A 10,116-nucleotide genomic window follows, 5' to 3' on the forward strand; every position below is an offset into this window, starting at 1 on the left:
GCCGGCTGCAGCCTGGCGAGCGCGTGCTGGTGACAGGTGCTGGCGGCGGCATGGGCCGGGCGGCCGTGCAGCTGGCGGCGCACATGGGGGCGCACGTGGTGGCGCTGGCCTCATCCGAAGCACGGCTGCAACTGGCGCGCGAAGCCGGCGCGCAGGAAGTGATCCAAGTGGATCGCGACAACCCGCAGATCCCGGTGAAGGACGTCGACCTGGTCTTCGATCCGGTCGCCGGTCCGTTGGTGCTGCCGCTGGTCAAATGCCTGCGTCGCGGTGGCCGTTATGCCATCATCGGCTTCGTCGGCGGGCGCGGTGACAGCGTGCCGCTGAATCGCCTGCTGCTGAAGGAAATCGAACTGGTCGGCGTGCGCGCCGGCGAGCAGGGCCGGCAGGACCCGGCCGCCGGGGCCCGCCATATCCGCGAGATCGACGCGCGGGCGGCCCACTTGAAACCCCATATCGGGCTTGAATTGCCCCTGGATGACATGCGCGCCGCGTTTGCCGCGATGGGGGCCGGACAGATCGACGGGAAATGCGTGATCCGCGTCGCCTGAACGCGGGTCAGGTGGCGCCCTGGCCGCCGCTGTGGTCAATCTCGAATGCGATGCGGTTGTTGACCGCATCGAGGCCGCGCAGGGTTCCACCCACCTTGATCGAGCGGCACTTTGTCGGTGCTCCACCCTGGTGGATGGTGACCACGCAATCCGCCGCATCGAACGCTGCCTCGATCGGCAGATTGGCGATATAGCCGTTCACCGCCGGCAGATTGCCGGCCAGCTGGTTGGCCACCACGGCCTGGCACAGGCCATAGACCATGTCCCGCACGTCGATCCTGTCGAGCAGGATGAAGGTGGCGTGATTGATGTTCTTGCCGTCAACGCCGTAAAAATTATTGTCGCTGGTGATCTTCTTGCGCTGGGCGGCCACCGTGCCCGGGTTCTCGCCCTTGCGCAGCACATGCTTCTCGTAAAACGTGTTCGACGAATAGGCCTGGGCGAGGATCAGCGTTACCGTCCACTTCTGCGGCGCCACCTTGAAGCGGCTTTCCGCGACAAACTTGGTGGCAGACTGGGTGACCGTGGACGAATATTGCATGGCGGGCTCCGGTTCGGGAAACGCCGGCCGAATATGATCGAATCCCGCAAGCGCCGCAAATGCGCGCTGTGGCTCAGCTGAACGCCGCCCGCGTCGCCGCGTCGGCCGGGAACAGCAGTTCCAGCCGCAGGTCGCGAACCGTGACATCTTCGGAGGTGCCGCACTGCGCCACCACCGACAGGAAGCTGAGCAAGCCCGTCGGGCCGCGGTAGCTGACCGGCAGCACCGGGGAGCGGGTGCGCGATGCCGGTCGATAGGGGTGGCGCGCGGCGGCAGTGCGGGTGAGGGCGATCAGATCGGCGAGCACCGGATCATCGCCGGCCAGACTCTGCTCCAGCGCCAGCCGCTCCAGGCTTTCGTGGAGGACCTCGGGCAGGTTGGCGATCAGCTCGGGCGACTTCGGGTGGCAGGCCGTCAGTCGGAACACGTTGGGCGGCCCGTCCCAGCCGGCGAGCAGTGGGCTCAGCATGGCGGCTGCCGACGGGCTCGCCTCCAGCACGTTCCAGTGCCGATCACACAGCAGCGCCGGGAAGGGCGCGTGATTTTCCATCATGGTGGTGAGAATGGAGCGAAACGGCGCGATGGCATCCGAACTGAGCGGCGAGGCCGGATAGGCCGAGGCAAAGCCCGCTGCGTTGAGCAGATGATTGCGCGCCGACAGCGGCAGGGCCAGCGCCTCCGCCAGAGTGAGGACCATCTCCCGACTGGGCATCGCCCGCCCGGATTCGAGGAAACTCAAGTGCCGCGCACTCACCCCGGCATCGAGCGAGAGGACGAGCTGACTCACCCGCCGGCTGCTGCGCGCGGCCTTCAATGCGGTGCCAAAGGGGCCAGGATCGGAAAGGTCGGGACGGGTCGCCATGGCCACATGATGCCACGGCGGCGCGAGCGCGCAATGATGTGGGAGGTAAGTGTGGTGATGATGTTGTCGGTGCCTGCCCGGTGCTCAGGCCAGGCGCGCCAGTGGGAAGTGCAGGATGGCGGCCACCGGCGCTGCCGGATCGGCCACGCCGTCGATAACATTGACGGCAAGGGCCAGCAGGGCGCGCTCGTGGGTCCCCATGAACTGCGCGATCTTCGCCGCCTGCGCGTCTTCATCGGCCGATACCAGGGTGGCCAGTTCCTCGTAGCGCGGCAGATAAGTCGTGCGAACGGCCTCGCCCAGAAACACGAAACGCTCTCGCCACGGCACTTCCTTGAACGGTTCCGTCGCTGCTGCCGTCTCGGCGCGGGTGTTGCCGGGATCGAGCAGAGGCAGGCCCAGGCGGGAGATGAGCGGTCGCATCAGTGCCTTGCCTTCGGTCTCGGCCTGCAGGAGCGTGCCAAGGATGTAGCGCTGCTCATCATTCTCGGCGTGGGAGAGCATCACTTCGAAGGCCGCCTCACCACCATGCTCGGCAATGTAGACGTCCATCAGACACTCACGAAACAGCGTTGAGACCATGGCTTTCCCCCCCGCAAGGCGTGGGAAGCCTATGATCCATGGCCTCATTGTCAATCATGGATGCGGATTGGCCAGCGTGCGGCAGGCGGCAAACAGGACGGGACATTGCCCGTACCCATGCTAGGCTCGGCAGGCGGCAGTGAGGAGCGCGCCGCGCAGGGGGGCGAACATCATGATCCACTATGGCGATCCGCAGTTTCCGAACGACGTGTTCGTGCCGCACCATTATCCCGAGCAGCGGGTCGATCTGGGCGAGATCCGCATGAACTATGCGGTTGCCGGGCCGGAAGACGCGCCGGCGCTGCTGCTGGTGCCGGGGCAGACTGAAAGCTGGTGGGGCTATGAGCCAGCGATGCGGCTGCTCGAGGATCGCTTCCGCCTCTATGCGGTTGATCTGCGCGGGCAGGGGCGATCGTCGCGCACGCCGGGCCGCTACACGACCGACAACATGGGCAATGATCTGGTGCGCTTCCTGCAAGCCGTTGTGGGGCGGCCGGTGATTGTCTGCGGTCTGTCGTCGGGTGGGGTGCTGTCGGCGTGGCTTTCGGCCTATGCGCCGCCAGGGCTGATCAAGGCGGCGCTGTATGAGGACCCGCCGCTGTTTGGCGCGGAAGTTCGCCCCAGCTGTGGCCACAATTTGCATGAAAGCGCGGTGTCGCTGATCTTCGGCGCCTTTGCCAAATATCTGGGCGATCAATGGTCCATCGGGGACTGGCCAGGCTTTGTGCGCGAGGTGAAGAGCAACATGCCGGCCGTGCTGGCCGCGCGGCCCTATGATCCGGCGTCACCCACCCAGATGCTGAAGGAATATGATCCCGAATGGGCGGGCCGCACCCTGGATGGCACCCTATTTGCCGGCTGCGATCATGCCCGCATGCTGGCGCAGGTGAAGGTGCCGGTGCTGATGACCCATCATTATCGCGGCATCGATGCCGAAAGCGGTCTGTTCGTCGGCGCCTTGTCGGATGAACAGGCGGACCGGGTTGGCGAACTGGTGCGCGGCGCTGGCCAGCGCTACGAATGCCAGTCCTTCCCCGCCATGGGCCACATGATGCACATGCAGGACCCGGCGCTCTATGCCCGGGTGGTCAGCGATTGGGTCGCAACGCTCGATTAGCTCGCATCGGCCCTACCCGCCCGGTAATTGCAGCGGTTCCCAGATCGGCGCAGCCTTTGGAGCAGCAACCAAGGGAGAAATGAGCCATGTCACGCACATTCTGGGAAAATTGCCTGCACGCCTGGCTGTGGATGGTGATCGGTTTTGGCGGCTTGTTTGCTGCGGCCGGGGTGCCGGGGCTCGATGGTGGTGCCGGGCTGTTCTATTGGGTGGTGAGCGGCGGCACGGTCGATGTCGGCGCCTTTGCTGCGCCGGGGATGCGGCTTTCGGTGGCGCTGGTCGGCGCGCTGACCATGGGCTGGGGCGTCACCATGCTGGCCGTGTGGCGGGCCTGTGGCGCCGATCCGGCGGTGTGGCGTGGACTGAGCCGGGCGGTGCTGATCTGGTATGTGGTGGATTCAGCGCTGTCGGTGGCGACCGGGATGCCATTGAACGCCGTCAGCAACACGCTGTTCGTCGCGCTGTTCCTGGTGCCGGCGATCAAGCTGGGCTTCTTCGCCGCGCCAGTACGGGCCTGAGGGCCGTGGGGTGCAGGGATGGTCTCCCTGCACCCGCCGCACTGTCGCGCGGTTCAGTCGATCCGCGTAAAATAGGTCGTTTCCAGATTCGGCAGATCGCCGCCGGCCCAGACGATGGTTTCGGTCATCGATTTGCGGTCCTTGGCGACGGTATAGACCCGGGTCGAAACCGGGCTGCCGTTCTTGCCCAGGGTCATCACCAGCGTGCCCGGTGCGGGCTGGCGCAAGGCGACCGTGTCGATGAAGTCCATGGTGCCGCTGATCGGCACCGGCGCGCCGTCGGTGGCGGCGGTGGATTCCGCGTGGCGGGTGGAGCCATCGGGGGCGACGATTTCCACCAGCGTCGTCCACTTGCCATCCGGCGCCTTGCGGAAGGTGATGGTGACGCGGCCGGGCCGTTCCTCGGCCGGAATGCGCGACACGTCGAGCGCCCAGCTGCCGACCAGTGGCGACGCGCGGGTGATGGACTGGGCAGCAACGGGAGCTGCAGCCGGGGGGCTGGCGGTGGCCATGGCCATGACCAGGGCAATGGCGGTGACGGGCAGTGCAAGTGCCATGAGTATCGTTCCTTTCGACCAAGTTCGCCCGGCCTGTGCGGGCTGGGGCTGAGTGTTGGTCGCATCGCCGGGCGGCGACAGATCGATTTTCCTGTCCCAGATTTTCTGGGCTTCCAGCAGGCGCGCCAGCTCGCGGCTGCTGCCGATGCCGGTCTTGCGGCGGGCGGCGCGCAGTCGTTCGTTGATGGCGGTCTCGGTGCTGCCCAGCACGGTGGCGATGGTCTTGGTGGTATGGCCGGCGGCCAGCAGCTGCAGCACTTCCAGCTCGCGCGGGTTCAGCCCCGAAAAGGCGCTGCGCTGGTGATCCATCGCGTTCATGCCGTCGTTTCCACCACAGGGCAGGCAGAGCGTCCATCCCAATTTATTTGGGATGCGCCAGGGTGGGTCCCATCGCCTTACCCCGGGAACGGCGTCCAGATCACTTGACTGATGTGCGTGCCGCCCAGCGCCAGCAGGGCGAGGCGATCAAAGCCCAAGGCCACGCCGCTGGCTGGCGGCATGTGGGCCAGGGCGGCGATGAAATCCGCGTCGATCGGGTAGCGGCGGCCATAGAGGCGCTGTTTCTCGTCCATGTCGGCTTCGAAGCGGCGGCGCTGTTCTTGTGCGTCGGTGAGTTCGCCGAAGCCGTTGGCGAGTTCGACGCCGCAGGCATAGGCCTCGAAGCGCTCGGCCCAGCGTGGGTCGTCGGGGAAGGGGCGGGCGAGGGCGGCTTCTTGAGTAGGATAATGGGTGAGGAAGGTGAGGCGGCCGTCACCGAGCTTCGGTTCGATGGTCACGATCACGCGGCTGAACAGGTCGGACCAGGTGTCGTCGGCGCGGACGGCGAGGCCGATGCGCGCGACCTCGGCGGCGAGCGCGTCGCGGCTGTCGAGGCAGGCGGCGAGATCGATGCCGGCGTGAATGGCGAAGGCCTGGGCACAGGTCAGCATCTCGGGTTCGGCATGGGCGTCGCAGCGGCGGCCACGCCATTCGAGCCACAGATTGCCGCCCGCATCCTGCGCGGCGCGGGCAAGGGCGAGCGTATCGGCGATCACCGCAGTCCAGTCGTCGTGCGCACGATACCATTCCACCATGGTGAATTCGGGCGCATGCAGCGGGCCCTGCTCGCCATTGCGCCAGACGCGGGCGAAATCGACGATGCGGGTCTCGCCGGCGGCCAACAGCTTCTTGGCGGCAAATTCCGGGCTGGTGTGGAGATAGAGCGTCTGCTCAGGCCCGCTGTTCGGTCGCCACAGTACCGGAAAGCCGTGCAGATGGGTTTCGTTGCCGGGGCTGACCTGCACCGCGCCACATTCGACGGCGAAGAAGTCCTGTGCCGCAAACCAGCCCTGCAACGCCGCCTTCACGCGGTTGCGCCCCAACAGGAAGGGCCGGCGGTCAGCATGGATATCGGCGTGCCAGAACGGGCGGGACACGATGTTTTTCCTTGAACAAGGCGGTTGCGATGCCCTAACGGCAGCCGGCATCAATTAACGGACTTTGGGCGCTGTTGGCGCATAGGGGATATCATGGTCAAGGAAATCGCGAGCAATTTCCGCAAGGGTCAGGTCATCGAGCATGAGGATGGCCAGCTCTATGTCGTGCTGAAGGCCGAGACCTTCCGCCCCGGCAAGGGCACGCCCACCACAACCATCGACATGCGCCGCATTTCCGACGGCGTGAAGACGGTGATCACCGTGAAGACCACCGATGCCCTGGAAAAGGCCTTTGTCGAGGAAGTCAGCCACAACTACCTCTACAAGGACGGCAACGAATATATCTTCATCAACAACGAGACCTATGACCAGATCAGCCTGACCGAGGCGATGATCGGCGATGGCATCGGGTTCCTGCAGGAAAATGCCGAGTGCAAGATCCTGATGTTTGACGGCAAGGCGGTGAGCATCACGCTGCCGACGCGCGTCACCATGGCGATCGTGTCGACCGAGCCGGTGGTGAAGGGGCAGACCGCATCGTCGAGCTACAAGCCGGCGATCGTGGAATCGGGCGCCCGCGTGATGGTGCCGCCGCACATCGAGGCTGGCACCCGCATCGTGATCAACACCGAGGATTCCAGCTACGTCGAGCGCGCCAAGGATTGAGGCGGCGCACGATTTGCGCAACAATGAGGGGTCGGCCGCAAGGCCGGCCCTTTTTCGTTGCGCGCGACGGTCTTACTGATTTTTTCGATTGATGCGGCCACGACAATCAATTTCCTGACTGTAACACCACAGCGTTACCCTGCGGACATCGGGGCAAGCCCGGATTGCAGAACAGGGAGAAACGCTGAATGTCGAACCGTTTCGTGTCGCTTGTCGCGCTGGCCATCGCCAGCCTTGGTGCCACCGGCGCCGCAGCCATGGAGGCAAACATGAACGCCAATACGTCCAATCAATTCTGGTGGCCCGAACTGGTCGATCTGTCGCCGCTGCGCCAACAGGCGCCGCAGTCCAACCCCTATGGGCCGGACTTTGATTACGGCAAGGAATTCCTCAAGCTCGATCTGAAGGCGGTGAAGGCCGATATTGCCAAGGTGCTGACCACCAGCCAGCCGTGGTGGCCGGCCGACTATGGCAATTATGGCCCATTCTTCATCCGCATGGCCTGGCACAGCGCCGGCACCTATCGCATCGGCGATGGCCGTGGCGGTGCCGGTGGCGGCCAGCAGCGCTTCGAACCGCTCAATTCGTGGCCGGACAACGGCAACCTCGACAAGGCCCGCCGCCTGCTGTGGCCGGTGAAGGCCAAATATGGCCGCGCCCTTAGCTGGGCCGATCTGATGGTGCTGGCCGGCAACGTGTCTCTGGAAACCATGGGCTTCAAGACGTTCGGTTTTGCCGGTGGCCGTGCCGACGACTGGGAGGCCGACAAGGTCTACTGGGGCCCGGAAAACAAGATGCTGGACGACAAGCGCTACAGCGAGGGCCGCAAGCTGGCCAACCCGCTTGGCGCTGTGCAGATGGGCCTTATCTATGTGAATCCGGAAGGTCCCAATGGCGTGCCTGATCCGATGGCCGCCGCCCACGATATCCGCGAAACCTTTGGCCGCATGGCGATGAACGACGAGGAAACCGCCGCGCTGATCGCCGGTGGCCACACGTTCGGGAAAGCGCATGGTGCGGCTTCGGCCAGCAATGTCGGCAAGGAGCCGGCCGCCGAAAGCCTCGAGAAGCAGGGCTTTGGCTGGGAAAACAAGCATGGCACCGGCGTGGGCGCTGATGCCATCACCTCGGGCCTGGAAGGCGCCTGGTCAGCCTCGCCCACCCAGTGGACGATGCAGTATCTCGAAAATCTTTACGGCAACGAATGGGTGCAGACCAGGAGCCCGGCCGGCGCCATTCAGTGGGAGCCCAAGGACGCGGCGAACAAGAAATTCGTGCCCGATGCACACCGCGAGGGCGTCTATCACGCGCCGATCATGTTCACGACCGACCTCGCGCTGCGCACTGATCCTTCCTACAAGAAGATCACCCAGGGTTGGCTGAAGAACCCCAAGGCGTTCGAGGATGCCTTTGCCCGCGCCTGGTTCAAGCTGACCCATCGCGACATGGGCCCGCACGCCCGCTACCTGGGGCCGGACGCGCCCAAGGAGGTGTTGAGCTGGCAGGATCCGGTGCCGCCGGTGGATCATCCTCTGGTCACGGATGTCGATGTTGCCAGCCTGAAGCAGACCGTGCTGGCCAGTGGCCTGACTGTGCCCGAACTCGTCCGCACCGCCTGGGCGGCCGCGGCCAGCTATCGCAACACGGACATGCGCGGCGGCGTCAATGGTGGCCGGCTGCGGCTTGCCCCGCAGAAGGACTGGGCAGTCAACAACCCGGCCGAACTGGCAAAGGTGCTGCCGGTGCTGTCGAAGGTGCAGACCGATTTCAACAAGGCCGCGCCCGGCGGCCGCAAGATCAGCCTGGCGGATCTGATCGTGCTGGCCGGCAATGCCGCGGTGGAAAAGGCGGCGGCCGATGCCGGCGTGCCGGTCACGCTCAGCTTCACGCCGGGCCGCACCGACGCCAGCCAGGCCCAGACCGACGTTGACAGCTTCAGCGCGCTCGAACCCAAGGCCGATGGCTTCCGCAACTACTGGACGGCGGCCAGCCCCTACAACCCGACCCAGGCGCTGGTCGATCGCGCCAACCTGCTGGGCGTGACCGTGCCGGAAATGACCGCGCTGGTCGGCGGCCTGCGCGCGCTCGACGCCAATGCCGGCGGCAGCAAGGTTGGGGTGTTCACCGCGCGGCCGGGCGTGCTGACCAACGACTGGTTCGTCAACCTGCTCAGCATGGACACCAAGTGGCAGAAATCAGCCACCGATGGTCTCTATGATGGGGTGGACCGGGCGACCGGTGCCAAGAAGTGGACGGCGAGCCCGGTGGACCTGCTGTTCGGCAGCCACAGCGAACTGCGCGCCGTCGCCGAAGTCTATGGCGCGTCTGACGGCCACAAGCAGCTGGTGCAGGACTTTGCCAAGGCTTGGACCAAGGTGATGAACAAGGACCGCCTTGGTCGCTGATGGTTGATCCGGCCCAGTGTTCCGGGCTGTGATCGGGCGGCGCTTCTCCCCCCGGGAAGCGTCGCCCTTCTTGTGCGGCCAACACCGCCGGCTTGCATTTTGCGCCGGTCAGCGCATCTTCGCTGCTCTGCTGCGGAGGAGGACGCCCATGCACCGTGCCCTGATGATCGCGACCGCCCTGTCGCTGGCCGCCAGCCCGGCGTTGGCGGCACCCTGCAAGGATGCAAAGGGCAAGTTTATCAAATGCCCGCCGGCGGTAACGGCCAGCGTGGTCAAGGGCAAGGACGGCAAGTGCCGCTTTGCGTCCGGGCCGAAGAAAGGCCAGTTCACCAAGTGCGTGTGAGGCTGCGGCCTCAGGCGCGGCCCGAATAGAGCAGGTGGCCCGGCCCCAACCGGTCGAGCACCAGCGCCGCATCGTCGGCGCTGAAGGCGAAGCAGCCTTCGCTGCGGCCCAATTTGCCGGTCTGCTGCAAGACCCCCGGTTCGCAATACCAGGCGCCGTGGATGACGATGGCGCGGGCCTGCGCCGTGCTGTTTTCAGGGTCCAGCCCGATCAGACGCCGTGAGCGGCCGTGCTGGCCCACATAGGTCTCGCCGGTGAGATAGGCGCCGGCACTGCTGGCCGCTGAACCCGGCTGCGGCGAGAAACGCTGCAGATACCCTGTGTGCGCCGGATCGGAGCCGCGGCCATGGGCGACGCGCAGCGCCGTCACTGCGCCGCTGTCGGGCGCATAGAGGAAGAAGCGCGGGAAGGCGCTGTGCAGGCTGTAATCGGCGATGGCGACCAGGTCGCGGGCGCTGATCTGGCTGCCATGCTTCGCCAGCGCCGCGCGGGCGCCATCGAGCAGCCGGGGATGCGGCGCCGCGGCCTGCGGCAAGGACGCCAGCGCCGGGCTTGCGGC

The 10,116-nt window shown here is 65.8% G+C and carries 12 protein-coding genes; 6 read left to right on the forward strand and 6 right to left on the reverse strand.

Annotated elements, in window-relative coordinates; genetic code table 11:
* Nucleotides 1-551 (forward strand): SDR family NAD(P)-dependent oxidoreductase (locus tag GJ693_RS10535; RefSeq protein WP_156256265.1); only part of this gene is annotated, 551 nt, incomplete at its 5' end.
* A gap of 7 nt (nt 552-558) precedes the next feature.
* Here the strand turns inward: GJ693_RS10535 and GJ693_RS10540 are convergent.
* The 3 genes from GJ693_RS10540 to GJ693_RS10550 form a co-directional block, all read right to left on the reverse strand.
* Nucleotides 559-1,092: a hypothetical protein gene (locus GJ693_RS10540; protein ID WP_156256266.1), complete on the reverse strand. Its 534-nt coding sequence runs from the start codon at nt 1,090-1,092 to the stop codon at nt 559-561.
* Between the two features lie 73 nt (nt 1,093-1,165).
* Nucleotides 1,166-1,954, reverse strand: coding sequence for a helix-turn-helix domain-containing protein (locus GJ693_RS10545; RefSeq protein ID WP_156256267.1), 789 nt, complete (start codon nt 1,952-1,954; stop codon nt 1,166-1,168).
* 84 nt (nt 1,955-2,038) lie between these two features.
* Nucleotides 2,039-2,536, reverse strand: coding sequence for a hypothetical protein (locus tag GJ693_RS10550; RefSeq protein ID WP_156256268.1), 498 nt, complete (start codon nt 2,534-2,536; stop codon nt 2,039-2,041).
* Nucleotides 2,537-2,708: 172 nt separating this feature from the next.
* Here GJ693_RS10550 and GJ693_RS10555 point away from each other — a divergent pair, with 172 nt between their 5' ends.
* Together GJ693_RS10555 and GJ693_RS10560 are read left to right on the forward strand one after the other, a co-directional pair.
* Complete coding sequence (locus GJ693_RS10555) at nt 2,709-3,653, forward strand: alpha/beta fold hydrolase (protein ID WP_156256269.1); 945 nt, start codon at nt 2,709-2,711, stop codon at nt 3,651-3,653.
* An 86-nt stretch (nt 3,654-3,739) separates the two neighbouring features.
* The gene (locus GJ693_RS10560; RefSeq protein ID WP_156256270.1) at nt 3,740-4,171 is read left to right on the forward strand and encodes a hypothetical protein; all 432 of its coding nucleotides are present in this window, start codon (nt 3,740-3,742) and stop codon (nt 4,169-4,171) included.
* A gap of 53 nt (nt 4,172-4,224) precedes the next feature.
* Here GJ693_RS10560 and GJ693_RS10565 read toward each other — a convergent pair whose 3' ends face one another.
* Nucleotides 4,225-5,046, reverse strand: a complete 822-nt coding sequence (locus GJ693_RS10565) for a helix-turn-helix transcriptional regulator (RefSeq protein WP_197042112.1) — start codon at nt 5,044-5,046, stop codon at nt 4,225-4,227.
* 77 nt (nt 5,047-5,123) lie between these two features.
* Nucleotides 5,124-6,143, reverse strand: a complete 1,020-nt coding sequence (epmA, locus tag GJ693_RS10570) for an EF-P lysine aminoacylase EpmA (RefSeq protein WP_235902818.1) — start codon at nt 6,141-6,143, stop codon at nt 5,124-5,126.
* Nucleotides 6,144-6,236: 93 nt separating this feature from the next.
* Here epmA and efp point away from each other — a divergent pair, with 93 nt between their 5' ends.
* The 3 genes from efp to GJ693_RS10585 all read left to right on the forward strand — a co-directional run bounded on the left by efp (nt 6,237) and on the right by GJ693_RS10585 (nt 9,557).
* Nucleotides 6,237-6,809 (forward strand): elongation factor P, encoded by a 573-nt coding sequence (efp, locus tag GJ693_RS10575; RefSeq protein WP_156256272.1) that lies wholly within the window; start codon nt 6,237-6,239, stop codon nt 6,807-6,809.
* A gap of 188 nt (nt 6,810-6,997) precedes the next feature.
* Entirely contained in the window at nt 6,998-9,214 is a 2,217-nt protein-coding gene (gene katG, locus GJ693_RS10580) for a catalase/peroxidase HPI (RefSeq protein ID WP_156256273.1), read from the forward strand.
* Between the two features lie 148 nt (nt 9,215-9,362).
* Entirely contained in the window at nt 9,363-9,557 is a 195-nt protein-coding gene (locus tag GJ693_RS10585; protein WP_156256274.1) for a hypothetical protein, read from the forward strand.
* Nucleotides 9,558-9,567: 10 nt separating this feature from the next.
* Here GJ693_RS10585 and GJ693_RS10590 read toward each other — a convergent pair.
* Nucleotides 9,568-10,116, reverse strand: a 549-nt coding sequence (locus GJ693_RS10590) for a murein L,D-transpeptidase catalytic domain family protein (RefSeq protein WP_156256275.1), incomplete at its 5' end; no start/stop codon positions are given.

This window comes from Sandarakinorhabdus oryzae (assembly GCF_009733735.1).
Taxonomy (GTDB): domain Bacteria; phylum Pseudomonadota; class Alphaproteobacteria; order Sphingomonadales; family Sphingomonadaceae; genus Sandarakinorhabdus; species Sandarakinorhabdus oryzae.